This window comes from Nocardioides sp. YJ-D4 (assembly GCF_054031495.1).
In genome coordinates this window covers 4307081-4330855 of record NZ_CM132932.1, presented here as the reverse complement: position 1 = coordinate 4330855, position 23775 = coordinate 4307081, and the positions used below count along the sequence as shown (strand labels likewise).

Sequence of the window (23775 nt, the reverse complement as noted above, 5' to 3'; positions counted from 1 at the left end):
TGGTGAACGCGTCGGATGACATCGGGGCTAAGGCCTCTCCAGGCCGGCGGCAGCCGCCGCCCAGCTCCACAGCGCCTCGGTCTCTCCGCGACCCGGGCGGGTCGCTGACCGATAGCTCGTGGGCCGCTGGCGACGGTCGTGCCAGAAGGTGCCGGACGGCGGGGCGGGCTCGGTGGCTGCGAGCCACACCGCCGTGTCCGCGCCCTCCTCGGCCGGACGCAGCAGCGGGCGGGTCAACGTACGGAAACCGGGGAGGGATCGGGCGAGGCCCGGGGTGTCCGCCCAGCCGGGGTGCATGACGTAGGTGGAGATCCGGTCCGGTGACCACCGCCGGTCGAGGATCGGTGCCAGCTCGACCTGCATCCGCTTGGACCTGGCGTAGGCCACGGCGCCCTGGTAGGTGCCTTGCTCGAACTCCGGGTCGTCCACGGGAAGAGGCTGGGTGTACATCCCGCCCGAGGCGACGAAGACCTGCCTAGCGCCGCGCGCGGAGCGGCGCAGGGCCGGCAGCAGCCGCTCGGTCAGCCGGATCGGCCCGAGCACATGGGTGGCGACGGAAAGCTCGTGGCCCTCGACCGACTCGGTCCGCTCGGGCGGCATGACCCCCGCGTTGTGCACGAGTACGTCGAGCGCGGTGCGGCCGCCGTCGCGCGCGCAGAAGTCTGCGGCGAACGCGTCGATCATCGCCGGATCGGAGACGTCGCAGCGCTCCGTCCGCAGGTCGGCGGCCCGCCCCTCGTCGCGGAGGATCCGCTCGATCCTCTCGACCGCGGGCGCGGCGCGTTCGGGCGAACGTACGAGGAGGTGTACGCGGGCACCGAGCCGGGCCAGGCCCAGCACCGTGGCCTCGCCGAGACCGCTGCCGCCGCCGGTGACCATGGCGGTACGCCCGGCCAGCACGTCCGGACGCGGGTCGCCCTCGGCCCAGCGACGGCGACGGATCGCGTAGCCGAGGCGGGAGTAGCCCAGCACGACCGTGCGGTCGAGCAGGCGGTCGAGACCCTGGTCGGATGCTGCGGCGTGCTTCATGTGCGTACGCTCCCGAGGACATGTCGCAGCGCCTGCTCGGCCTCGTCGAACCGGAAGCGGTGGTCGAGCGCGAGGAGTCGTTGCGGGACCACCCGCTGGTTGGCGAAGGCCACCTCCTGCGCTCCCTCTCCGCCCAGGAGCAGACGGGGACCGAACGACGGTGTCGGCAGGATCGCCGGGCGGTGCAAGGCTCGGCCCAGGGCGGCGGCGTAGGCACGCTGCCGCAGCGGCGCGGGCGCGACGGCGTTCACCGGTCCGGCGAGGCCGGGGTCCACCAGAGCCCGGTGGTAGATGTCGACGAGATCGTCGATCGCGATCCACGACTGCCACTGCTCCCCCGACCCCATCGGGCCGCCGAGACCGGTGGCGAACAGCGGCCGCTGCAGGCGCAGGGCTCCCCCGCGCGGGCTCTGCACGATCCCGGTGCGCACCAGGACGACCCGCATCCCCTCGTCGACCGAGGCCAGCGCCGCCTCCTCCCAGTCGCGGACGACGTGAGCGAGGAAGTCGTCCCCGGTCGTGGAGTCCTCGGTGAGGACCTCCTCGCCGCGGTCGGCTCCGTAGATCCCGATCGCGGACGCGCAGGCGAAGACCCCCACTCCTGCCGTCGCACTGGCCCGGGCGAGCAGGCGGGTGGGCCCGATACGCGAGCCGCGGATCTTCTCCTTGTGCCTGTCCGTGAAGCGGCCGGCGATGCTGTGCCCGGCCAGATGGACGACGGCGTCCACTCCGGCCAGCGAGGCCGGGTCGGGGTCGTCGGGGTCCCAGGCACGCTCGTCCGGAGCCGTCGGCCGGTGGCGCACCAGGCGGACCACGGTGTGTCCGCCGGTCGTCAGGAACGCCGAGACCGCGCTCCCCACCAGACCGGAGGCGCCGGTGACCGCCACGGTGAGCCGAGGGGTGCCCGCCGCTGAGCGGTGAGCAGCCAGGTCGTCGGCGAGCTGACGCCGCCGGTAGGCGAACATCGGCTCGAGCAGCCGCTTCGGCAGTGTCGTCGTGACCCGGTCGATCACGGTCGTGCCCTCGCCGACGCTCTCGAAGTCGTGGCGATGGTGCCACGACACCGGCACCACGAACGGACGCGAGACCAGGCGGTCGGCGAAGCGGTGGCCGGCCACGTACTCCTCGGGCAGGTGCTGGGCCACCCATCGCCGGCCGGCCGGGAAGTCGAGCACCGCCGTGCCTCCGGCGAGGTCCTGGGCCTCCTCGCCGATCCGGACGGGCTGCCACGGCGGCACCAGCCGCTCGAACGCGCCAGGTCGGCCGTGCCAGTCGAAGACGACGTCGGCCGCGTCCGGCACCGTGTGCCGGAACTCGTGGGTCGTCGTACGCAACAAAGTCATGAGGTGGAGTCCTTCAGCTCTGTCAGCCGGGCCAGCGCCTCGCGACGCTCCTCGGCATGGTCGACGACGCGTTCAGGGTAGCCGTTGGTAAAGCCCTCCGGGTGGCGCCACGGCTCGTGGGCGGCTGCCCCCGGAAGATGGCGAAGCTCAGGTACCCAGCGCCGGACGTAGTCACCCTGCGGATCGAACCGGAGCCCCTGGGTGATCGGGTTGAAGACTCGGAAGTACGGCGCGGCGTCGGTTCCGGTCCCGGCCACCCACTGCCAGCCGTGGCTGTTGGAGGCCAGGTCGCCGTCGAGGAGATGGTCGAGGAAGTGCCGGGCACCGGCCGGCCACCAGATGTGCAGATCCTTGATCAGGAAGCTCGCGACGACCATCCGCACGCGGTTGTGCATCCAGCCCTCGGCAAGGAGCTGACGCATGCCGGCATCGACGAACGGGAAGCCGGTCCTGCCCGACTTCCAGGCCTCCAGCAGCTCGGGGTCGTCGTCGTACTGCATGCCTCGCAACCCGTCCCGCAGGTCACGCCAGGCCGACCCGGGGTCGTGCCAGAGCACGTCGGCGTAGAACTCGCGCCAGGCCAGCTCCGCGACGAACCGTTCGACGTCCTCTCCGGAGGCACCGTTGCCGTGCTGATCCAGATCGGCGAGGAGCGTACGCGGATGGATCTCGCCGAACTTCAGGGCCGTCGAGATGCGGCTGGTCCGGTCGAGGTCGGGCCGGTCCCGGGCCGAGGCGTAGCCGGCCAGGTCCTCGGCGCAGAAGTCCTCCCAGCGGTGCAGCGCCACACGCTCGCCGGCCTCCTGGTCCAGATGCTCGGGATGGTCCGGCAGCGGGTCCGACTCGAGCTTCGTCATCCACTCGACCTGAGCATCACCGGCGGGCGCTCTCCACCCGTGCTCGCGCCAGGCCCGCAGGAAGGGCGTGAAGACGCGGTAGGGAGAACCGCTTGCGTTCCGGATCCTGCCCGGGGTCACGGCGTACGGGCTACCGGTGCCGACCAGTCCGATGCCGGCATCCGCCAGCCGCTGCTCCGCGGCCTCGTCGCGTCGCCGGCCGTACGGGGTCGTCTCGGTCGAGATGTGCACCTGGCTCGCGCCGGCCTCGGCGGCGACCTGGGCCACCACCTCGGCCGGGTCGCCCTGACGGATCACCAGTGCCCCGTCCGTCTCCTCGCGCAGCGCGGTGAGCGAGGCCAGCAGCCGCTCCCACCTCCGCCCGGAGCCGGCCAGGCGCGGGTCGAGCACGAACAGCGGCACCACGGGCCCGTCGGCGGCCGCGGCCTGCAGAGCGGGATGGTCTCCCAGCCGCAGGTCCCGCCGGAACCACATCACGGATGTGGTCATGAGTGGTCCCGTTCCCCGGCCTCCAGCCGGATCTGGGCGACGTCGATGACTCCGGCCCGGAAACCCGCCTCGCAGTAGGCCAGGTAGAACTCCCAGGTGCGACGGAACTCCTCGTCGAACTCCTCGGACCGGATCGTGGGCCACGAGGCCAGGAAGGCGGAGCGCCAGCGGCGGAGCGTCTCGGCATAGTCGGCGCCGAACCTGTCGGCGCGGGTCACGCTCAGGCCGACCCGGTCGGCCTGAGCGGAGATCGCCGTGGCGGACGGGATCAGGCCTCCCGGGAAGATGTGCTTCTGGATCCATCCGTAGGAGTTCCGGGTCGCCAGATAGCGCTGGTGCGGCATCAGGATCGCCTGCAGGGCGACGGCACCGCCAGGACGGACCAGACGGGACAGGGCGGCGAAGTAGTCGGGCCAGTAGCGCTCGCCGACCGCCTCGATCATCTCGATGCTGACCACGGCGTCGAAGGTGCCGGTGACGTGTCGGTAGTCCTGCACCACCACCTCGACCCGGTCGGTGTATCCCGCCGCCTCGATCCGCTCCCGGGCCAGGTCCGCCTGCTCGACGGAGAGCGTGATGGTGGTGACCCGGGCGCCGCGACGTGCCGCCTCGATCGCGAGGGTCCCCCACCCCGTACCGATCTCCAGCACGTCGTCACCGGCGCCGACGCCGGCCAGGTCGAGGGCCGCGTCGACCTTGCGCAGCTGTGCCTCTTCCAGATCCTGATCGGCGACCGGACGGCTGCGGTCGAACAGCGCCGAGCTGTAGCTGAGGCTGGGGTCGAGGAACGCGGCGAACATGTCGTTCCCCAGGTCGTAGTGGGCCGAGATGTTCTCCCGGGTGTGCTCCACGGCCCCGCGCTGGTCGGCAGGGATCGGCAGGTCGACGAGGCGGCGCAGCCGCAGCATCCAGCCCGGGAGAAGCCCGGAGAGGCGTTCGGCGTACGGTGTCAGCGCGTCCGCGAGGTCGGTGCCCTCGGCCGCATGCCAGTCCCCGGCCGTGTAGGCCTCACCGAGGCCGATCTTCGGGTTCTCCGCGAGTCGTCGGTAGAACGACTCCGGGCGCTGCAGGACGATGCCCGGCCGCCCGGCCGTACGCGACCCGCCTCGCTGGTTGAGCAGGCTGCCGTCCGGGAGCACGACGTCGACCGGAATCTGCCGGGTCACCAGACGCAGAATCTGCTTGGCGACACGGCCTCGTAGGCTCGCGGCGGCCGCGGGCTCCCTCCGCACCGGCAGCTCGAGCGAGACCGGCTCTGCACTCATGATGTGACCTCCTTGGGAGTGGCTGGACGAGGGATGATGGGCAACCTGCGCAGCCACAGCCGGATCCCGTGGAACCGGATGAGCGCGCTGACCCGGTGAGGCATCAGCAGGTGGGTGAGGCTGACTCGCAGCAGCGCCCGACGTGTCGCGGGCTCCACGGTCCCGCGGGTGGTCGCGGTCAGCACGCGGGCGCTGTCGCGGTCTAGGGCGACGGTCACGGAGACGTGTCGCGGGTCGACCTGGAGCCGGATGTCATAGGTCCCGTTCATGTCGTTGAACGGAGAGACGTAGAAGGCCTTGTCGGTGCGGGCGTGCCCGTTTCGATCGACGTCGAGCAGGTAGGCGTGACGGCCGCCGTAGGTGTTGTGCACCTCGAAGACGACCGCGCGCAGCACACCGTCGTCCGACTGCACCCAGAAGACGGTGAGGGGGTCGAAGACATGGCCCAGGACCCGGGCGTTCGCCAGCATCAACACCCGGTCGGTCGGCGCGAGGTCGACGCCGTGGCCGGCGAGGAACACACCGAGGTCGCCACGGACACCGCCTCCCGACGAGCCCCCGTCGAGATGGTCCTCTGCCCGGAACCCGGCCAGGGGACGCAGCCAGAGCGGCAGTCGAGGCAGGTCGTCGATGTCGATGAGCCACTGGTAGCTGCGGTGACGGAACGCGTGCCGCAACGGCACCGCTCTGGTGTGGCTGACATGACCGACGACCAGCGCGGGAACCTCGGGAAAGGCCGGCGACGGGATCACCACGTCACCCCGAACGACTCTGCCGCTTCCACGCCCGAGCGACAGCCGTCCTCGTGGAAGCCCCAGCCGAGGTGGGCGCCGGCGAAGGCCAGGCGAGGTCCTCCGGACGTACGCAGCCGCGCCGCTGCCGCGACCGCCTCGGTGGTGAAGACCGGGTGCTCGTAGCTCATCCGTGCGGTGACCTTGGCCGGGTCGACGTGCTCGGTGGCGTTGAGCGTCACCACATGCTCGTCGTGGTCCTCGAGACCTTGGAGGCGGTTCATCCAGTAGCTGACGACTACCTTGTCGGCGCCACCGTCGCAGGAGGCGAGGCGATAGTTCCAGGACGCCCGGGCCCGGGGCGAGGCCGGCAGCAGGGTGGCGTCGCGGTGCAGCCAGGTCTCGTTCCGCGAGTATCCGATCGCGGCCAGGTCCGCCTTCTCCTCCGGGGTCGCATCGGCCAGGAGCCGCAGGGCCTGGTCGGCGTGGGTCGCCAGGACCACGCGATCGAAGTGCCGGGACCCGGCCTCGGTGCGTACCTCGACCCCGTCGGCGTGCCGCTCCACGGCGGTCACCGCTTCGCCGACACGGATCTCGCCCACCCGCTCGGCGATCTTGTCCACATAGGCACGGGAGCCGCCCACGACCGTGCGCCACGTGGGCGACCCGGTGACCTGGAGCATCCCGTGGTGGTCGAGGAAGGCGAACAGGTGCCGCGCCGGGTAGGCGGCGGCGTCCTCGTCACCGCACGACCAGACGCACGAGACCAGTGGCACGGCGAAGTGCTGGACGAAGTAGTCGCTGAAACCGCCCTCGGCGAGGAACTCTCCCCACGTCAGGTCGCTGTCGGTCCGGAGCAGACGGCGGGCGCGACGGTGGAACCGCGGCACCTGCGCGAGCATGCGGAGGAAACGCGGATCACCGAGGCGACGCGGGTCGGCGAGGATGCCGCCCAGCCCCTTGCCGCCGGCGTACGACAGCCCGCAATCGTCGCAGTCGATGCTCATGCTCATCTCGGTCGGCCGGGTCTCGACACCGAGCTCTCCGAAGAGGCGGAGCAGGTTCGGATAGGTGCGCTCGTTCATCACGATGAAGCCGCTGTCGATCCGGAGGACGGATCCCGACGCGGTCGGGACGTCGTGGGTGTGCGCATGGCCACCGAGCCTCTGCTCGGCCTCGAAGAGCGTGACGTCATGGCTGCGGCCGAGGAGGTACGCCGCGGTCAGCCCGGAGACTCCGCCACCGATCACGGCAACCGTTGGCCGTGGTGTGTGGGCCGCTCGGCTCATGAGAACTCCCTCGTCCGGCAACGGCATGGCCGCTGGCTAGTTTCGAAGATCGAACGTACAATGTTTGTACAAGGTATGTCAAAGGTTTGAAAGGGCACGACATGAGGATCGATCGCACCGTGGAGACCTCCGCACCGACCGCACAGGTGTTCGACTTCCTGGCCGACTTCACCAACACCGAGGAGTGGGATCCGGGCACCGTGCGCACCGACCGGATCTCCGGCGACGGCGGGGTCGGGACGGCGTACGCGAACACCTCCCGCTTCCTCGGGCGCAACACCGATCTCACCTACGTGGTGGAGGTCTACGAGCCCGGGAAGCGCGTGACGCTACGAGGCGAGAACAAGACGGTCGTGGCTCATGACACGATGACCTTCGTCCCGACAGCCACGGGCGGAACCTCTGTGCGTTACGTGGCCGAGTTCGAGCTGAAAGGCATGGCCAAGATGGTGGCCCCACTGCTGACCCCCGCGTTCACCCGCCTGGGTGACTCCGCCTCCGAGCAGATGCGCGCGACCCTGGACCGACTGGGCCGGTAGCCGCGCAGATGTACACCATCAAGCACGCGGCACAGCGGGTCGGCATCACCACCGCGACGCTTCGTGCCTGGGAGCGCCGGTACGGCGTGATCGCTCCCCACCGGTCCGAGAGCGGCTACCGCCTCTACGGCGACCACGACGTCGCCGTGCTGCGCTCGATGAAGCAGCTCGTGGACCAGGGATGGTCGGCCGCCCTGGCCGCGGCCGAGGCGATCCGGCTCGATCGCGCGCAGCCCGCTCACGAGATCGCGGCGGCGCCGGGCGACGGAGCCAGCTCCTCCTCCGACCTCGCGGAGCGACTCACGACCGCCGCGTCGGCACTCGACACCACCGACCTGGCTGCGACCCTGGACCAGGTGTTCGCCCTCGGCGGCTTCGAGACGGTGATGACCGACCACGTCTTCCCGGCTTTGGAGGAGCTCGGAGACGCCTGGGCCGACGGCCGGGTCAGCGTCGCCGGCGAGCACCTGGCCTCGAACGCGGTGATGCGCCGCCTCGCTCTCGCGTACGAGGCGGCGGCCGCCCACGGCCACGGGCCCCGCATCGCCCTCGGGACGGCACCCAACACCCGCCACGAGATCGGTCTCTTCGCCTTCGCCGTGGCCGCCCGACGGCACGGCATGGACACCGACTACCTGGGCGCCGACCTGCCGATCGACGACTGGCTCGGCGTGGTCGACGACCCCGACCTCGCCGCCGCGGTGCTGGTGATCCCCACCACCGCCGACATCATCGCCACCGCCGCGGTGATCACCGCTCTGCACGACCACCGCCCCGATCTCCTCGTGGCCGTCGGCGGAGCCCAGCAGAGCCACGCTCCCGAACCCGCCGTACGCCTGGGTCACGACATCGTCGCCGGCGCGAAGACCCTTGCGGCCCTGATCTCGCAGACGCAACGCTGACTGGTCATCACACCTGGTCGGGCAGGGTGGCGCGGAGCACGCGCAGCGTGTTGCCGCCCATGATTGCTGCCACCTCGGTCTCGTCATAGCCCCGGTCGACGAGCTCCTGGGTGATGGCGGCGAGGTCACCGACGTCCCAGCCGACGGTGGTGGAGCCGTCGTAGTCACTGCCGAGGGCTGCCGTCTCGACGCCCCCTACCTCGACGACATGGTCGATGGCGTCGACGACCGCCTCGACGGTCAGGTCGCACACTGCGGCGTCCCAGTAGCCGACGCCGACGACGCCGCCGGTCGCAGCGACCCCGCGTACCTCCTCGTCGGTCAGGTTGCGGTTGACGTCGCAGGTCGCCTGCACGCCGCCGTGGCTGAGCACCACCGGCTTGGTCGCCATCGCGAGCATCTCGGCGACCGCTGCGTGGCTGGCGTGGGCGATGTCGACGACGATGCCGCGGCGCTCCATCTCGGCGAACACGCGGCGCCCGAGGTCGGTGAGACCGCCCTTCTCGACCCCGTGCATGGAGCCCGCGACCTCGTTGTCGAAGAAGTGCGTGAACCCCGCCATCCGCATGCCGGCGTCGTAGAGCGTGTCCAGGTTGTCGAAGTCTCCCTCGAGGTTCTGCAGGCCCTCGACCGAGAAGAGCGCGCCGGTGACCTGCTTCCCGGCCTCACGGTCGGCGATCAGGGCGTCGAGATCCGCACGGGAGCGGATGAGTCGCAGCTTGCCGTCGGAGTCCGCGGCCGCCTTGTCGAGCTTCTGGGCGTGGTAGAGCGAGCGGTCGAGCAGCGATGTCCAGGTTCGGGGCGGCTGGAGCTGGGCGAAGGTCAGCAGCGTGATGTTGTCGCTGTCCCCGGTGTTGCTGTCGTAGTTCTGCCCCTTCGGCGACTTCGAGACCGACGAGAACACCTGCAGCGCGACGTTGCCGTCCTCCATCCGGTGCAGGTCCAGGTGACCCCGGTCCGAGTGCTCCAGGACGTCGCGGTCCCACATCAGGGTGTCGCTGTGCATGTCGATGACCTGCAGGGAGTCGTGCAGCTGTCGTGTCTCGGGCGTCACCTCCGGCAGGCTGGCCGGGCGGATCTTGTTCTGGGAGTTCTCCACGATCCCGGGGGCCAGCGCGAAGAAGCCGCCACCTCCGACGACAAGAAGGGTGAGTACGGCCAGCAGCACGCGCTTCGTCCAGCGTCGGGTCATGTTTCTCGGGATCCTCTCGGGCAGGCTCGGAACGGCCGAGCTCACGGCGGGACGAGTATCGCGGCGCGTACGCCGGCGACAGGTGAATTGGACCGAATCGCTCGCCTGCCGGGGCGATCGGACAGGATGTGACCATGGCGACACTGGATGAGGACGACATTTCGCTCATCCACGCACTCCAGATCAGGCCGCGCGCGTCCTGGACCGACCTCGCCGCCGCGCTCGGCACCTCACCGACGACCCTGAGCCGCCGCTGGGAGAGGCTGCGCGCCGACGGCAGCGCCTGGGTCATGGGCCATCCGCGGCCCCGGGGAATCGACGGGACGAACCTCGCCATCGCCGAGATCTCCTGCGTCGGCGGTCGGTCCGGTGCCCTCGCCCAGGAGCTGGCCGCGTGGCCGACGATCATCACCATCGAGGAGGCGGCCCGCGACTACGGGCTGATCGTGACGGCCGTCGGCCTCGACTCCGGCGACATGCCCAAGCTGCTGCTCGACGACCTGTCCGCCCTGCCGGGGGTCCTGGGCGTACGCGCCCACCATGTCGCCCGGCTGCATGTCGACGCGAGCAACTGGCGCATCGGCGGGCTCGATCACGACCGCGCCCGGGCGGTGGCCCGGATCCCGGACCAGCGCGACACCGGTGGCGCCGCGTCTGCTCCGATCAACCCCTGGACCGAGCCGTACGCTGCCCTCACCCAGGCGCTGATCCGGAACGGTCGCAGCACCGCGGCCGACATCGCCCGCCAGACCGGCCGACCGCTGTCGACGACCCGCCGCCAGCTCGGCCAGCTGCTCGCCTCCGACGCGCTCACCTTCCGCTGCGAGGTCGCCCAGGGCCTGACCTCTCTGCCCATCGTCGTCCAGACCTGGTGCCGGGTACCGGTCGGCGACGTCGCCGAATGCGTCATGCGCCTCCGGGCCACGCCCGGCGTACGCCAGGTCGTCGGCCTGCCCGGGCCGACGAACCTGCTGATCAGCACCTGGACGCGCTCCGTCGAGAGCGCGATGCTTCTCCACGAGCATCTCCAGCGCGACCTCGCACCGCTCGAGGTGGTCGAGTCCGCGATCGTCCTTCGCCAGATCAAGCGCCTCGGCTGGAGGCTCGACGATGTCGGCCGCTCCACCGGCACGCTCGTGCCCTACCCAGCGAGCACCGACCGCACGTCACACGGCGAGGAGCCGTCTCGTCTCCAGGGGTGAACCCACAGATCAGGAGAGAGACATGCACATCGCCCTTTGGATCACCGCTGGACTGCTGGCCCTCGTCGCCCTGGCGGGCGGCTTCACCAAGACCTTCGTGCCGCTGGAGACGCTGTCCCAGCACGACGGCGCCGCCTGGACCCGCGGCGCCAGCCCCACTTTCGTCCGGACCCTCGGCGTCCTCGAGATCCTGGCCGCGATCGGGCTCGTCCTTCCCGCTGTGCTCGGCATCGCGCCCGTCATGGTGCCCGTCACCGCCGCCTGCTGGGTCGCTCTGATGATCGGCGCGATGATCACCCACGGCCGTCTCGGCCAGCCCAAGCTGGTCGCGGTCAACGTCGTCTACCTCGCCCTGGCCCTCTTCATCGTCGTCGGCCGCTTCGGCACCACGCCCTTCACCGCCTGACCAGCTCGTCGAGTCGGCGCATCTGTCTCGTCGACGAGACCGTCTCTGTCGCTGGTCGAGCCGCGAGCGCCAGCGAGCGTGTCGAGACCAACACGGTGGCTTTGCTGGTTGGGGGTGCGGAGAGCTCTCCCTGCCGGGACGTTTCGCTCGGAGGGTGGTCGAGGCCGCCGACCCTTGCTTTGAGGGTCTTCTCGACGAACCCCGGAGTCAAGGACGGCCTTCGGCCGCCGGCTTCGCCGGCCGCTTCGCGGTCCTTGACACCGGCGCCCGTCGAGAAAGAACTTGGCTGGCTATCGGGGCGGCGGCCCGGGTGTGGCGCAGCGGAATCTTGCGCGTTTGGGTTGGCGTTGACGGGGCGTGAGGGTGGCCCTTCGGGCCACTTACCATCCACAGAAACGATGCCGTTCGCTCACCGCGAAAACAGTGCTTGACCTGGGAAAATAGATAGTCGGATGAGCATCTGAGGCGTAGAATCAGACACATCACAGCACACCTCCGAGGAGAGGACAGCAATGAGTCTCGGCCGCGACATCGACCCCTGGGGCACCAACCCTGGTGATGCGATCGACGCCGCCCTGGCCGCCATCGAAACCGCCCTCCAAGATCTCCTCGCGACCGATCCTGCCTATTGGCGCACGGATCAGAAGAAGGACCTGCTCGAGCGGCTGGAGAAGCTCCAGGCCCAGCAAGCCGCTTTGAAGCTGCGGGTGCTCGCCACGGCTGGCGACATCGCCGAGGAGACCGGTGCCAAGGAAGCCTCCGGATGGATGCGGACCGAGCTGCTCGTCGACAAAGCCGTGGCTCGCTCCCAGATCAAGCTCGCGGCCGCGGTGACCAAGTACGACCTCGTGGCCGCCGGCCTCGCTGAGGGTGTGGTGTCCCAGGACAAGGCCCGGGTGATCACCCAGGCGCTCGACAAGATCGAGGCCGACCCGGTCGCCAGCGGCGAGGACCTGGTGTTGGCTGAGAAACTCCTCGTTGACTACGCCGGTCGGTTGACCGCCAACGAACTCCGCATCGTCGGACGACGGATCCTGCGTGAGATCGACCCAGCCCGGTTCGAGGACGCCGAAGCCAAAGCATTGCTGGCTGAGGAGGAGCGTGCTCAGCAGAAGACCGCGCTGCGGGTATGGGACAACCACGACGGCACCGTCGGGTTCGACGGCGTGTTGCCGACCTCGATCGGGATGCGGTTCAAGCGGCTGGTCGAGGCCTGGGCCCAACCCCGCAAACAACAACTCGTCGCCAAGGGCGCTCCGCTGCCGCCGTGGGAACGACTCATGGGCCAAGGCTTCGCCAGGCTCCTCGAGACCGTCGACCCGGCCGCGTTGCCGCGTCACGGTGGCGACGCCACCGTGGTCAACGTGGTCATCTCCCTCGAGGAGCTCCGCAAGGACCTCGGCATCGCGACCCTGGGCTATGACGAGACCAACGGCACCACCATCAGCGCAGCGGAGGCCAGGCGGATGGCGTGCAACGCCACCATCATCCCCTGGGTCCTCGGTGGTGACAGTGAGGTCCTCGACGCCGGCCGGGGCAGTCGGTTCTTCCAGCCCATCCAGCGCAAGGCGCTCCGGTTGCAGCACAAGTGCTGCCAGGCCGAGGGGTGTGACATGCCACCGGAATGGTGCGACGCCCACCACCTCGAACCCTGGGCGGCCGGCGGGAAGACCGATCTGAAAGATGGGGCGTTGTTGTGTCCGCATCATCATCGCCTGGCGCACAACGCGGCCTACGTTCATGAGCGACTACCCGACGGCACCATCAGGTTCACCCGCCGCCCCTAACCGACTGGGCGAGGAACCACTTCACCGGGCCTGCCCGTCGGGCCCGACGACTCCAACCGTCGACCGGTCTCGGCTCTCGCTGAAGGGTGCGTGTCCTGGTGCCCAACCAGCGTTCCGGCCACCTTCTCGACTCCACGCGCGCCGTCTCCCCACTCACGGGGACGCTTCCCCACTCCAGTGAAGGTTCCCCACGCTCCGGAGAGTGGGGAACCTCCATGCCCGTGGGGAACTCTCCCGATCCGTGGGAAACTCGCGACCCGGCCGGAACCAGACCCGGCACCGAACCCGACCCGGTCAAGGACAACGGCTCGCTTGTGAACCATTCACAAGTTCGCGCCCACTGCCGTAGGCACCCCCGAGGCACGATCCGCCGGCGCGCATGGCCAGCCCACGACCCCAAGCCCGCACCCAAACTGAATCCGCTGCGCCAAACTCTCGCCGCCGACCCGATACAGGCCAAGTCTTTCTCGATCGCGCACCGGGTCAAGGATCGCCGCAGGCGACCGGCGAAGCCGGCGGGCGAAGCCCGTCCTTGACGCGGTGTGTGATCGAGAAACAATCGAACCAAGGGTCGGCGGCGAACCCCAGGAACGAAACCACGGCCACCTCCTGCGCGGCGAACCGAGACCAAACCAAGACCGACAAACCCGATCACGGTGCGAGACACGCAAACCCGGTGTGACCGTCGTCATACCGAAGGCGCATCACGTCAGTCCGAAACGGGCTTGGACGCGTGTTCGGAGCCGTTCCTAGGCTGCCAATCCAGCGGCCTCCCTCCAGGGAGGACAATCGCGAGAGGCAATGGCATGGGCATGGAGTTCGATCGTCGTTCACTCTTCAAGGTCGGCGCGACGGTGGCCGGTGGCGGGGCGCTGGCAGCGAGCGGAGCGGCGACCCATCAGGCGGCGTACGCCTCGGTCCCGGAGCGGCGGCTCGAGCGCAACGGGGTCGCGGTCGGGTTCGTCATCGGCGACGCGAAGGTCGTCGAGCAGGGCACCCAGGCGGTCGTCGAGGTGCCGGTGCTGGCAGAGGGCGGCCCCCGGCTGGCGGTGACCCAGCGCGTACGTCCCAGTGCAGCCGAACAGATCGCGGCCGGTCTCGCGCCGGGAGCGCTCGTCGACTTCGTGGTCAAGCGCGGCGAGGTCGTGGTCGACGACGACCAGACCCAGCCCTTCCACACGGTGCTGACGAAGTCGGCCAGGCCCGTCTTCTCGACGCAGAAGTACGGCCCGGAGCTGGCGCCTCGCGACGGCAGCCCGGGGGCGATGGTGGCCGCCGGGTGGGTCTACGCCAAGAGCGGCCGCACGATCACGATCGGTGACGGACGGAAGGTGACCGAGGACATCGGCGGCCGCCCGCTCCCCAGGCCGAGCAAACGCTACGAGGAGACCTACCGGGTCGCGGCCGATGTCGAGGTCTACCGCGTCGACACAGCCAACTGGGCCGCCTCGCGCTCCTCGACGTTCGCCGCGGTGCCGGTGACGAGGGACTACGCCTACAGCACGACCGAACGCCAGGCGGCGTTCGTCGTCTTCGACCGCGACTTCCGCGACGCCGACGACGCCCGGGTGCGCCAGATCTTCTACTTCACACCGCAGGACGTCTCCGACGGCAAGCCGGTGTGGGACGTACCCACACAGAGTGACCTGCTCACCGACAAGGGCGTCGACCCGGTCTCGGGGCAGCGCTACGTCGACATCGTCGCGACGGGCGTCACCGCGGCGCCCTACACCCGCAGCACCGAACCCTTCGAGATCGTGCCCGACACCTTCTACTTCGTCGGCGACAACGAGGTCTCCTGCTACCTGTTCAACACCGACATGGGCACCCGGAGCGCGCGCGACAACCGGCTCGTCCTGCTCGACACCGGCTGGCCCAACAGCGGCTACCATTACTGGAAGAACATCGAGGCCATGGGCTTCGACCCGCGCGACATCGACGACATCATCATGGCCCACGGCCACGGGGACCACTACGGCTCCACGGTCGAGCTGGTGACGATGATCGAGAACGCCGGCGGCAGCGTCCGGCTCCACTCCCCGCGCGAGGACATCGTCGGACTCGGCCAGGACGCCGTCGGCAACACCTGGAACCTCCCACCGGCGCTGCCCGCGAGCGAGACCCTGATCCGGGAGCGCAGCGACTTCCTCGTCTACGACGAGTGGATGGACTTCGGCAACGTACGCCTGATGCCGCTGTGGTCGCCCGGGCACACTCCCGGGTCGGCCTCGTTCGTGTTCGAGGTCGAGAACCCTCGCGACGGCAAGCGCCTGACGTTCGGCTACATGGGCGGCTACGGCTGGAGCGCCAGGACCGTGACCCCGACGAACGGCTGGCAGCGGCTCGGATTCCCCTACAACCTCGCCTGGCTCCAGCAGCGGGTCGCGCCCGACTACGTCACCGGCCAGCACGCCAACCAGTTCCCGCTCGTCGAGATCTACCAGGCCCTCAATGCCTACAACAACGACCCGGCCAACAGCGACCGCCAGCTCACGATGCTCGACGCGATGGTCCCCGGTGAGTGGGTGAACTACCTCGAGAAGAGGTACGCCACCGCCACCAACGCCATCGCCGACACCCAGCCCGGCTACCAGAGCATCGAGACCTACGGTCCGTTCAAGCCCGGCCGCGAGAACGGCGCCCAGGACGTACGCGTCCGGCTGGTCGACGGCGGCCAGGTGCAGCACGGCTACGACCGCGCACTCAACCGCAACCCGCTGATCCCGCTCCTGGCCGACGGCATCAACATCAAGATCGACAGCTTCGTGCACGACCCCGACGGCTGGTACGTCCAGTTCGAGCTCGACGTCCTCGACTCCTACGGCGGCTTCCTCCCCGGCGTCGGCCCCGTCGAGTCGATCCGGCCCGAGGTGACCGAGATCCTGCGTACGCAGCGCCTCGGCAGCCGCGCTGAGGCCGAGGCCGTGCGTGCCACGGTCAGCGCCGGCGGCACCTACCGGGTCGACCTGACCCCGGCCAGCGCCATCGTCGTCCCCACCGACGGCACCCCCGTCTTCGAGGCCGACTGACGACCCTGTCAGTGATCGCCTGACTCCAGGCGCTCGGTCTCGATCCGGAGCGCCTCGATGACACCGGTGACCCAGCGTCCGATGGCGGCCAGCTCCTGCTGGTCAAAGCCTTGGTTCATCTCCTCGATCCGTCGCGCGAGGCCGGCCGCCGTCGGGCGTGAGGTCTGCTGGAAATGCGGTGTGGTGTGGATCCGGAACGACCGGCGATCACGCGAGCTGCGTTCACGGCGTACGTAGTCGGCGGCGACCAGCTTGTCGACGATCTTGGTGACAGCCGCATTGCTCAGGCCGGTCGCGGCCGAGAGCTCGCCGGGGGTGATGCCGTCGGGATGGCGGGCCACGAGGTCGAGCATCTTGTGCTCGCTGTTGCTGACGCCCAGCCGGCGGGCGATGGCCTCATGGAACATCACCACGCGGAGGCTCAGCTCGGCGCCGAGCCGGTCGCCCTCCTCGGACATGCGGCCACCTCCCATCCTCGCTAATTTGTTTCACCTTAGTGAAATAACAGGCTAGTCTCCGCCCATGAGGATCGAGCTCTCGCCACCCCGGACGACCACTGATTCCCCCACCTTCGCCGGTGCCCTGCTCCGCTGCTACGTCGCGACTCTGCTCGTCGGAGCCCCGCTCGCCGCACTGCTGCTGACCCCTGGGCTCATGCGGAGCCGGGTCGCCCTGGTTCCGGGGATCACCTCGTTCGGCATCACCGCCTTTCTGGTGCTGTCCTTCCTGCTGATCGCGGTGGCACCGCGCATCTCGGCCCGGGTCGCGCCCGGCGGCGCATGGCGCCCGGGACTCGTCCGCAAGGTCGGGCCCGCGCTCCGTCGCGAGCTGCCTCGCCAGTGGTGTAGTCGCGCCGGCGAGGCCCTGCTGATCTTCATCGCGTCCCAGCTGACCGGCGGCTTCATCGCCTGGATGATGCCCTACATCTGGGCCGACCCGGCCTCCCCCGACGACCAGGTCACCTGGGTGCTCCACTACCCCAACTACGCGACCCAGGCCGTCTCGATGTACCTCGTCATCTGCCTGGCGGCGGCCTGGTTCGGCACCCGGCTGCGCCAGTTGGCCCTCGGTATCGACTTCGTCGACCACGGCCAGCCGGTGTCGTAGCCGGATCAGCGTCCGAGCACGGCGCGGAGGCGGCCCACCTGGGCGGTGCGCTCGGCGAGGCGCTGCTCGTCGAGACTCCGGCTCGACGCAGCCGCCAAGAGCTCGTGCGTACGCCGCACCGCGGTCGCATCATGGGCGACGAGCGACCCGACCAGGTCGGTGAGGGCCGAGTCCAGCTCAGCGGCCGGCAAGACGCTCTGCGCGAGCCCGATCAACTCGGCCTCGGCAGCGCCCACCCTGCGCGCGGTGGCACAGATCTCGAGCGCTCGCGCATAGCCCACGGCCTCGACCAAGGGCTTGGTGCCGGCGAGGTCGGGAACCAGCCCCAGCGCAGGCTCCTTCATACAGACCCAGGCGTCGTCGGCCATGATCCGCAGGTCGCACGCCAGCGCCATCTGGAAACCGGCACCGATCGCGTACCCCTCGACGACCGCGATCGAGATGAACCTCGGGTCCGCCAGCGCCGCGAACGGCCGCTGATACTCCCCGATCAGGTCGATCACCTCCTGGTCGCTCCTTGCCAGCGTCGCGACGAGGCTCCCAGCCACCTCGGTCTGCCCCGGATCGACCAGCGACAGGTCCAGCCCCGCGGAGAACGTGCCGCCGGACCCGCGCACCACCACGACCCGCACCTCAGCCGGAAGCGACTCGAGAAACCCCGCGATCGCCGCCCACATCGCCGGATGCTGTGCGTTGCGTACGCCCGGACGGTCCAGCAGCACGGTCGCCACCACACCGTCGATACTCAGATCCGCACCTGGTTCGTTCATGTTCATGGCTTCGCCGTTCCCTTCGGGCAGGAGTACGTCGCGCGACGCGCCACCAACTTAGACGACCCCTACCTACGGGAGCAGCGCCTATGCCTCCGGCGGGAGCGTCGCCGCAGCCTCGTCAAAGAGCCCTTGCAGCGACGCCTCCCACGCCGGTAGGTCGCTCGCGAGCGTCAACCAGGTGAGCTCACGGTTGATCTCGTCGTACTGATGGATGATGAAGTTGCGGTTCGCAACGGCGAGTGCCCACTCGACGCCGTCGGGCGCCAAGACACCCAGCCGGGAGAGCCGGTTCGCCGCCTCGCCGAGCTTCATCATGAGCGAGTCTCCAGCTTCCTGAAGAAGCACGTCGGTGAGGTAAGCATCCTTGCCTCGACGCACGATCTCGTCAGTTCGCACGAACCAAGCCTGAATGTGCAGCAGTTCTTTGGCTCCCTTGAGATCCATCAGAGCAACACCGCATCACGTCGTACGTCATCGTCAAGCCGCGGCTTGAGGCCGCCATAGTCAACCAGGTCGATCTCTCGTCCGAGGATCTGCTCGAGCACCCTCTTGAACCGGATGAACCCGAATGACGACGTCCCTTCCGGCGCTTCGACGACGAGGTCGATATCGGAGTCGAATCGTGCCTCACCACGAGCCACCGACCCGAACACCGCGAGCCGGCGGTAGCCCGCATCCTCGGCAGCACTCCGGAGGATCGGCCCGGCAGCCTCGACCAGAGCTTCGGGGTGCATCCGCGCCAGGTCCTGCGCAACCTTCAGCTGTTGACTGACCGCCGGCTGGCTCACCCCGAGCTCGGCGGCGATCTCCCGCTGACTCATTCCCGACGCCACCATCGCCCGCAGCGCAAGGACACGCCTGAGCCGCGCGACCTCTTCGTCATGTCGCGCTTGGCGGTACGCAGCCAGCACAGTCATAAGGGAACCTTATCACCGCTCGTGCCGATAGGCCGATCACCCCAGACGGCCGCAGGCCCGGCGCGATGCGCCGGGCCTGCGGTGGCGGTGCGCCCGGCACGCAGCCGGGTCAGCGGATCCCTAGGAGCGGGCCGCCTCGATCTGGGCGGTCACGTCGTAGGGGAACTCCGAGGTGATGCCGATCTTGTCGTACTCCATCTTCGAGGCGTCGAACCCGTCGTTCCAGTTGCCGTTGGTGACCTCGTTGCACTGGTAGGACTGGTAGGACTGGTCGGTGGTCTCACCGACCTCGATGTTGGCGAAGGAGAACCCGCAGCCGCCGGCGTCCATGTGGATGCCGCGCGTGCCGGAGTCGGGCATCTCCCCGACCGGGTCGGTCAGCACGTCACCGATCACCATCTGCTCCACCTTGTTCTTGATGGGGTGCGGATCCTGGTTGGCCACGCCGTACGTGTAGAACGCGCCCATGTCACCCGAGTCCAGGCCGGCGTTCTGGATCTCGATGTAGCGGAAGGTGTTGTTGTCGGTGTACTGCTCGCCGTCGACGACCTCCGGACGCGACTCCAGGCTGATGCCGTACCGCGCGGAGTGGTTGACGAAGACGTTCTCCACCAGGTTGTCGCCGGTGTCCATCAGCTCGATCCCGGAAGCGTCGCCGGGCACCAGCTCGCCGATGTGGTCGATGAACACGTTGGAGATCGTGTGCCCGTGGCTCAGATCGCCCTCGCCGGGCCAGCCACCCTCGATCTTGATCGCGTCCGCGCCGATGTTCTCGAACAGGCTGTTGGTGACCTTCAGCCCCTCGTTGGCGAACAGGGCGTAGACACCCATGAACCCGGTGTCGGAGACATGCAGGTTGGTCAGCGTGATGTCCTTGGTGTTCTCCAGCGTGATCGCCCCGAAGCGGTTGCGCGGCATCTCGATCTGCCGGTCGTACTCGGGGTACTTGTGGGGCTCTCCCGAGTCGCCCGCCGAGATCCATCCCGCGCGGTACCAGTCGACGAAGTCGCTGTGCTGCAGCCCGATCCCGTCGAAGGTGATGTCGCGTGCCCGCCGCTCCGGCGTCGCACCCTTCACATCGATCAGCTTCTTCACCGTCGGCGCCATGATCCGCACCTTGCTGATGTCGCCCTTCGGCTTGTAGTAGATCTCGTTGTTGGCGTAGTCGAAGTAGTACTCACCCGCCTGGTCGAGGAACGGGAGAGCGTTCTGGATGAAGTAGCGCGAGCCGCCACCGCTGTTGACCAGCGCGTAGCGGGTCCAGTACTTCAGCGTGGTGAAGCCCTTGCGGTAGTCGGCCCCACCGAGCGGCACGGTGTCGGTGAACCAGCTCCAGGAGCCACCGGACCACACGGTCACCTGGGCGTTGGCCAAGGGGTTGCTGGTCGGGGTGTCGTCCCACGCCGGGTCCCAGTCACCTTCCTCCCAGTACAGCCACTGCCGCACGGCCTCCTTCTCGGGCTCGCCGAGCTTGGAGAAGAGGTACGGCCCGTGCGAGTCCTCCGACCCGCGGTTGGGATAGCGGGCGACCTCGGCCCGCGCGCCGTCCTCGAACAGCGTGTAGAACCGCTGCCCCGGCTCGACCTTGGTCTTGTAGATCCCGTCGCGGAACGGCTCCCACCCGGTCAGCTCCTTCGCACCGGTCAGGACCGCCTTACCCGGTCCGTCCACCGACCGGTAGACCACGTCGTGGCCGTTGCTTCCGCTGTCACGATCGTCGAGCTCGAGCGTGGAGTCCACCTGGTACTCACCGGCCCGGACGTTGACCGTGACGTCGCAACCCATCTGGGCATTGAGCTTCTTGTCGCGGATCTCGTCGCGGGCACGCTCCAAGGTCGCGAACGGGGCACTCTCCGACCCGGCGGCCTCGTCACTGCCGTCGGGCGCGACCCAGAGGGCCTTGCACTTTCCTCCCGCCGCGCCGGCGGTCTGTGTGGTGACCGCGAACCCGGTGACCGCTACGACGGCCGCCGCGGCCAGCGCGCCCAGGCGGCGCGTCATTGGTTGCTGCATGGTCCGTTCCCTTCTCTATGGGGGCGGAGCGCCCGGCGAGAGGCAGAAGGACCACCCAGGGGTGGCCGTGCGGCCTCCGAGACGAGCTCCGTGTGACATGCGCCACGCACCTAGCGTGATGTCATACATATGACGTGTCAAGACCTGCCTGGATGATGAGATGCCCGGATGCGTCCACGCCGCACGGCCGGATCAGCGTCGCGGCGACGTACGATGTCCTACACTTCCGGTTATGCCGCAACCGCTCTCCCGGACCACCACGGTCCTCTCCCAGCCGCGCGACCGGCAGCCGATGCTCGGCGTGGTCGTCGTCGACGAGCTCGTCGACGCGATCGTCTCCGGGCGCCTGGCTCCGGGTGACGCGCTGCCGCCCGAAGGACCGCTCAGCGAGCAGTTCGGCGTGAGCCGCACCGTCGTACGCGAGTCCGTGAAGCGCATCGAGGAGAAGGGTCTCGTCACGATCGCGCGCGGACGCGGCACCGAGGTGCGCCCGATGACGGCGTGGAACACGATGGACCGAGTGGTCCTCTCCGCCTTGATCAAGCACGACGAGACGCTGGGCATCCTCGACGAGCTCAGCGTCGTCCGTGCCCAACTGGAGTCGGTGATGGCGGCAGAGGCCGCCCAGCGTCGGTCGGACGAGCAGGTCACCGAGCTCGACCGGGCGATGCAGCGGATGCGGGAGAGCACGGCCGACGAGGATGTCTTCCGCGCCGCCGACGTCGCCTTCCACGAGACCGTCATGGAGCTCTCCCGCAACCGGCTCGCCGGCAACATCGCTCGTACGCTCATGGACCACGCACTGGAGAGCTCTCGGTACCACGGAGTCGACACACCCGACGCGTTCGCCCTGACCCTGCGTGAGCACGAGGCCGTGCTCGCCGCCATCTCCGAGGGCGACCCGGTGCGGGCGCAGGACGCGATGAACAACCACATCCTCGAGGCGTGGCGCCGCCGCAGGCTGCCGCTGCCCGACGCCAACCGCAAGGACTGAGCCCGGGTGTGGGCGGCCACCTGGCCGCCCACACCTCACCCCTTGACCGCTCCGGCGGCCAGGCCGCTCATCACCCAGCGCTGGGTGAGCACGAAGATCACCAGGATGGGTAGCACGGCGAGCAGGAGCGTGGGGAACACCTGCGTGTAGTCGGCGGAGTACTCCCCCACCGAGGCGTAGACACCGGTGGTGACCGTGTAAAGCCCCGAGCCGGGACCCAGGATGAGCTGCGGGCTGGCGAAGTCGTTCCACACGCTCAACGTGTTCAGGATGAACACGGTCGCCACGATCGGCTTCATGAGCGGCAGGATGATCGTCCACAGCGTCCGGTACGGACCGGCACCGTCGATCGCCGCCGCCTCGTCGAGCGAGGCGGGCAGCATCCGGATGAACCCGGTGAAGACGAAGATCGTGAACGGCACCGTCGCCGAGGCCATGAAGAGCACCAGCCCCGGGAACGTCGACATCAGCCCGATCGCGCGGAGCACGAAGATCACCGGCACCAGGATCACCTGGGTCGGGATGAACATGCCCGAGATGAAGAACAGCAGCGCCGCACCGAACACCGGCCGCGGCGAGCGCGCGATGACGTACGCCGCGGGCGCGCACACGCCGATGGAGACGATGTTGACGCAGATGACCAGCCCGATCGTCACGGCGTAGCCGAACGCGATGTCGAAGTCCGGGTTGTTCCAGGCCGCAACGAGATGCTCGAGCGTGAACTGACCCGGCGAGAGCGAGAACGGCCTGCTGATGATGTCGCGCTGGTCCTTGAACGCGTTGACGACCAGGAGGTACATCGGGACCAGCATCACCACGCAGAGTGCTGTGACCATGGCGTACCAGAACGGCGTACGCCGCTCGCCGGTCGAGCTCCGCCGACCCGTCAGTGCTTGCAGCGCGCTCATGCCTGCGCCCCCTGGTCGTGGCGGCGGCGCAGCGCGAGCACGCCGAAGGCGAGGATCGCGGCCACGAGGATGAGGACCACGGCCTCGGCCGAGGCCAGTCCCACCTGCCGCTTGGGGAACTCCACGGCGAGGATCTGGTAGGCGAAGGTCTTCGTGGATCCTGCCGGTCCGCCGCCGGTCAGGGAGACGACGACGTCGTAGGTCTTGAGCAGCGAGATCATCGAGGTGATCAGGGCCACCGTCACCGAGGGCGCGAGCGCCGGCCAGGTGACGTGGCGGAAGGTCTGCCAGCGGTTGGCACCGTCCATGCGCGCGGCCTCCAAGAGCTCGGCGGGCACTGCCTGGAGCCCCGCGAGATAGATGAGCAGCTGGACGCCGAACTGCGCCCAGGCGATGACGAGGATCAGGGTGGCGAGCGCCCAGGTCTCGTCACTGAGGAACGGGAGCGGGCTGCTGCCCAGGTTCTCCAGCACCGAGTTGACCGCCCCCTGCGGGCCCAGGATCGCCGACCAGAGGAAGCCGACGACGATCAGGCTGAGCACGTGCGGGTAGAACATGACCACCCGGGCGAACGCGGTGAAGCGGGTGGTGCGCCACAACAGCAGGGCCAGGCCCAGGGCCGCGGCGTTGACCACCATCGAGCCCGCGACCGCGACGATCGCGGTCACCGTCATGGAGCCCCGGACGTCGGCGGACTCGAAGATCCTGACGTAGTTGTCGAAGCCGACGATCTCCGGGGTCTGCGTCGGGAAGCCGTTGTAGTCGGTGAAGCTGTAGTAGACGGCGTACCCGACGGGCACGACGAGGAGCCCGACGAAGACCACCAACGCGGGTAGCACCATCGAGGCCTCCACCCACCGCGAGGTGCGCGGACGGGAACCGGATGACCGGCCGATCGCCCGGCGAGGCCGGGCCCCTCCCTCCCGCGGCAGGTCCACTGCCGCGGGAGGGCTGTCGGTGTTGCTGACGCTCATGAGAGCCATCATCGTTCTCCTCGTCGTGG

Annotated in this window: 22 protein-coding genes; 8 read left to right on the top strand and 14 right to left on the bottom strand. The window is 69.1% G+C overall.

Features of this window, described 5'->3' with window-relative positions; translation table 11 throughout:
• Positions 1–27: 27 nt before the first annotated feature.
• From ACW14X_RS20805 to ACW14X_RS20780, 6 genes are read right to left on the bottom strand one after another with little or no spacing between them, the layout of a single operon-like run.
• Positions 28–1029: an SDR family NAD(P)-dependent oxidoreductase gene (locus tag ACW14X_RS20805; RefSeq protein ID WP_457163144.1), complete on the bottom strand. Its 1002-nt coding sequence runs from the start codon at positions 1027–1029 to the stop codon at positions 28–30.
• Positions 1026–2372, bottom strand: a complete 1347-nt coding sequence (locus ACW14X_RS20800) for a TIGR01777 family oxidoreductase (protein WP_457163143.1) — start codon at positions 2370–2372, stop codon at positions 1026–1028. The genes ACW14X_RS20805 and ACW14X_RS20800 overlap by 4 nt, the downstream gene beginning before the upstream one ends.
• Entirely contained in the window at positions 2369–3718 is a 1350-nt protein-coding gene (locus tag ACW14X_RS20795; RefSeq protein WP_457163142.1) for a cryptochrome/photolyase family protein, read from the bottom strand. Before ACW14X_RS20795 ends, ACW14X_RS20800 begins: the two co-directional genes overlap by 4 nt.
• Positions 3715–4983: a cyclopropane-fatty-acyl-phospholipid synthase family protein gene (locus ACW14X_RS20790; RefSeq protein WP_350843012.1), complete on the bottom strand. Its 1269-nt coding sequence runs from the start codon at positions 4981–4983 to the stop codon at positions 3715–3717. The genes ACW14X_RS20795 and ACW14X_RS20790 overlap by 4 nt, the downstream gene beginning before the upstream one ends.
• Positions 4980–5735: a DUF1365 domain-containing protein gene (locus ACW14X_RS20785; protein WP_350843014.1), complete on the bottom strand. Its 756-nt coding sequence runs from the start codon at positions 5733–5735 to the stop codon at positions 4980–4982. The genes ACW14X_RS20790 and ACW14X_RS20785 overlap by 4 nt, the downstream gene beginning before the upstream one ends.
• Positions 5732–7003, bottom strand: a complete 1272-nt coding sequence (locus ACW14X_RS20780) for an NAD(P)/FAD-dependent oxidoreductase (RefSeq protein ID WP_457163141.1) — start codon at positions 7001–7003, stop codon at positions 5732–5734. Before ACW14X_RS20780 ends, ACW14X_RS20785 begins: the two co-directional genes overlap by 4 nt.
• A 101-nt stretch (positions 7004–7104) precedes the next feature.
• Here ACW14X_RS20780 and ACW14X_RS20775 point away from each other — a divergent pair, with 101 nt between their 5' ends.
• Complete coding sequence (locus ACW14X_RS20775; protein WP_160027530.1) at positions 7105–7542, top strand: SRPBCC family protein; 438 nt, start codon at positions 7105–7107, stop codon at positions 7540–7542.
• A gap of 8 nt (positions 7543–7550) precedes the next feature.
• Entirely contained in the window at positions 7551–8444 is an 894-nt protein-coding gene (locus tag ACW14X_RS20770) for a MerR family transcriptional regulator (protein WP_457163140.1), read from the top strand.
• A 7-nt stretch (positions 8445–8451) separates the two neighbouring features.
• Here ACW14X_RS20770 and ACW14X_RS20765 read toward each other — a convergent pair whose 3' ends face one another.
• Positions 8452–9636, bottom strand: a complete 1185-nt coding sequence (locus ACW14X_RS20765; protein WP_457163139.1) for a dipeptidase — start codon at positions 9634–9636, stop codon at positions 8452–8454.
• A 134-nt stretch (positions 9637–9770) separates the two neighbouring features.
• Between ACW14X_RS20765 and ACW14X_RS20760 the strand changes: the two genes are divergently transcribed.
• The 4 genes from ACW14X_RS20760 (at position 9771) to ACW14X_RS20745 (ending at position 16060) form a co-directional block, all read left to right on the top strand.
• A complete protein-coding gene (locus tag ACW14X_RS20760) occupies positions 9771–10838 on the top strand; it encodes an Lrp/AsnC family transcriptional regulator (RefSeq protein WP_457163138.1) in 1068 nt (355 codons plus the stop codon).
• A gap of 22 nt (positions 10839–10860) precedes the next feature.
• Positions 10861–11244, top strand: coding sequence for a DoxX family protein (locus ACW14X_RS20755; protein WP_457163137.1), 384 nt, complete (start codon positions 10861–10863; stop codon positions 11242–11244).
• Between the two features lie 512 nt (positions 11245–11756).
• Entirely contained in the window at positions 11757–13031 is a 1275-nt protein-coding gene (locus tag ACW14X_RS20750; protein WP_457163136.1) for a DUF222 domain-containing protein, read from the top strand.
• An 812-nt stretch (positions 13032–13843) separates the two neighbouring features.
• Positions 13844–16060: an MBL fold metallo-hydrolase gene (locus ACW14X_RS20745; RefSeq protein ID WP_457163135.1), complete on the top strand. Its 2217-nt coding sequence runs from the start codon at positions 13844–13846 to the stop codon at positions 16058–16060.
• Between the two features lie 8 nt (positions 16061–16068).
• Here the strand turns inward: ACW14X_RS20745 and ACW14X_RS20740 are convergent, their stop codons facing one another.
• The gene (locus tag ACW14X_RS20740) at positions 16069–16518 is read right to left on the bottom strand and encodes a MarR family winged helix-turn-helix transcriptional regulator (protein ID WP_350843034.1); all 450 of its coding nucleotides are present in this window, start codon (positions 16516–16518) and stop codon (positions 16069–16071) included.
• 64 nt (positions 16519–16582) lie between these two features.
• On the opposite strand from ACW14X_RS20740, the gene ACW14X_RS20735 reads away from it, so the two are divergent.
• Positions 16583–17167, top strand: coding sequence for a hypothetical protein (locus ACW14X_RS20735; RefSeq protein ID WP_457163134.1), 585 nt, complete (start codon positions 16583–16585; stop codon positions 17165–17167).
• A 5-nt stretch (positions 17168–17172) separates the two neighbouring features.
• Here the strand turns inward: ACW14X_RS20735 and ACW14X_RS20730 are convergent, their stop codons facing one another.
• The 4 genes from ACW14X_RS20730 to ACW14X_RS20715 form a co-directional block, all read right to left on the bottom strand.
• Entirely contained in the window at positions 17173–17943 is a 771-nt protein-coding gene (locus ACW14X_RS20730) for an enoyl-CoA hydratase/isomerase family protein (RefSeq protein WP_457163133.1), read from the bottom strand.
• 81 nt (positions 17944–18024) lie between these two features.
• The gene (locus tag ACW14X_RS20725; protein WP_457163132.1) at positions 18025–18384 is read right to left on the bottom strand and encodes a HepT-like ribonuclease domain-containing protein; all 360 of its coding nucleotides are present in this window, start codon (positions 18382–18384) and stop codon (positions 18025–18027) included.
• The gene (locus ACW14X_RS20720) at positions 18384–18851 is read right to left on the bottom strand and encodes a nucleotidyltransferase domain-containing protein (RefSeq protein WP_457163131.1); all 468 of its coding nucleotides are present in this window, start codon (positions 18849–18851) and stop codon (positions 18384–18386) included. Before ACW14X_RS20720 ends, ACW14X_RS20725 begins: the two co-directional genes overlap by 1 nt.
• 126 nt (positions 18852–18977) lie before the next feature.
• Entirely contained in the window at positions 18978–20870 is a 1893-nt protein-coding gene (locus ACW14X_RS20715; RefSeq protein ID WP_457163130.1) for a right-handed parallel beta-helix repeat-containing protein, read from the bottom strand.
• 232 nt (positions 20871–21102) lie between these two features.
• Here ACW14X_RS20715 and ACW14X_RS20710 point away from each other — a divergent pair, with 232 nt between their 5' ends.
• Positions 21103–21864 carry a FadR/GntR family transcriptional regulator gene (locus ACW14X_RS20710; RefSeq protein WP_457163129.1) on the top strand — a complete coding sequence of 254 codons (762 nt, stop codon included), beginning with the start codon at positions 21103–21105 and terminating at the stop codon, positions 21862–21864.
• A gap of 35 nt (positions 21865–21899) precedes the next feature.
• On the opposite strand, the gene ACW14X_RS20705 is transcribed toward ACW14X_RS20710, so the two are convergent.
• Entirely contained in the window at positions 21900–22772 is an 873-nt protein-coding gene (locus ACW14X_RS20705; protein ID WP_160027514.1) for a carbohydrate ABC transporter permease, read from the bottom strand.
• Entirely contained in the window at positions 22769–23755 is a 987-nt protein-coding gene (locus tag ACW14X_RS20700; protein WP_457163128.1) for a carbohydrate ABC transporter permease, read from the bottom strand. Before ACW14X_RS20700 ends, ACW14X_RS20705 begins: the two co-directional genes overlap by 4 nt.
• Between the last annotated feature and the right edge of the window lie 20 nt (positions 23756–23775).

Bases quoted from the DNA above. Each gene is read 5' to 3' on its own strand.
- ACW14X_RS20805 (WP_457163144.1), bottom strand. From the start codon at position 1,029: ATGAAGCACGCCGCAGCATCCGACCAGGGTCTCGACCGCCTGCTCGAC.
- ACW14X_RS20800 (WP_457163143.1), bottom strand. From the start codon at position 2,372: ATGACTTTGTTGCGTACGACGACCCACGAGTTCCGGCACACGGTGCCG.
- ACW14X_RS20795 (WP_457163142.1), bottom strand. From the start codon at position 3,718: ATGACCACATCCGTGATGTGGTTCCGGCGGGACCTGCGGCTGGGAGAC.
- ACW14X_RS20790 (WP_350843012.1), bottom strand. From the start codon at position 4,983: ATGAGTGCAGAGCCGGTCTCGCTCGAGCTGCCGGTGCGGAGGGAGCCC.
- ACW14X_RS20780 (WP_457163141.1), bottom strand. From the start codon at position 7,003: ATGAGCCGAGCGGCCCACACACCACGGCCAACGGTTGCCGTGATCGGT.
- ACW14X_RS20775 (WP_160027530.1), top strand. From the start codon at position 7,105: ATGAGGATCGATCGCACCGTGGAGACCTCCGCACCGACCGCACAGGTG.
- ACW14X_RS20770 (WP_457163140.1), top strand. From the start codon at position 7,551: ATGTACACCATCAAGCACGCGGCACAGCGGGTCGGCATCACCACCGCG.
- ACW14X_RS20765 (WP_457163139.1), bottom strand. From the start codon at position 9,636: ATGACCCGACGCTGGACGAAGCGCGTGCTGCTGGCCGTACTCACCCTT.
- ACW14X_RS20760 (WP_457163138.1), top strand. From the start codon at position 9,771: ATGGCGACACTGGATGAGGACGACATTTCGCTCATCCACGCACTCCAG.
- ACW14X_RS20755 (WP_457163137.1), top strand. From the start codon at position 10,861: ATGCACATCGCCCTTTGGATCACCGCTGGACTGCTGGCCCTCGTCGCC.
- ACW14X_RS20750 (WP_457163136.1), top strand. From the start codon at position 11,757: ATGAGTCTCGGCCGCGACATCGACCCCTGGGGCACCAACCCTGGTGAT.
- ACW14X_RS20745 (WP_457163135.1), top strand. From the start codon at position 13,844: ATGGAGTTCGATCGTCGTTCACTCTTCAAGGTCGGCGCGACGGTGGCC.
- ACW14X_RS20740 (WP_350843034.1), bottom strand. From the start codon at position 16,518: ATGTCCGAGGAGGGCGACCGGCTCGGCGCCGAGCTGAGCCTCCGCGTG.
- ACW14X_RS20735 (WP_457163134.1), top strand. From the start codon at position 16,583: ATGAGGATCGAGCTCTCGCCACCCCGGACGACCACTGATTCCCCCACC.
- ACW14X_RS20730 (WP_457163133.1), bottom strand. From the start codon at position 17,943: ATGAACATGAACGAACCAGGTGCGGATCTGAGTATCGACGGTGTGGTG.
- ACW14X_RS20725 (WP_457163132.1), bottom strand. From the start codon at position 18,384: ATGGATCTCAAGGGAGCCAAAGAACTGCTGCACATTCAGGCTTGGTTC.
- ACW14X_RS20715 (WP_457163130.1), bottom strand. From the start codon at position 20,870: ATGCAGCAACCAATGACGCGCCGCCTGGGCGCGCTGGCCGCGGCGGCC.
- ACW14X_RS20710 (WP_457163129.1), top strand. From the start codon at position 21,103: ATGCCGCAACCGCTCTCCCGGACCACCACGGTCCTCTCCCAGCCGCGC.
- ACW14X_RS20705 (WP_160027514.1), bottom strand. From the start codon at position 22,772: ATGAGCGCGCTGCAAGCACTGACGGGTCGGCGGAGCTCGACCGGCGAG.
- ACW14X_RS20700 (WP_457163128.1), bottom strand. From the start codon at position 23,755: ATGGCTCTCATGAGCGTCAGCAACACCGACAGCCCTCCCGCGGCAGTG.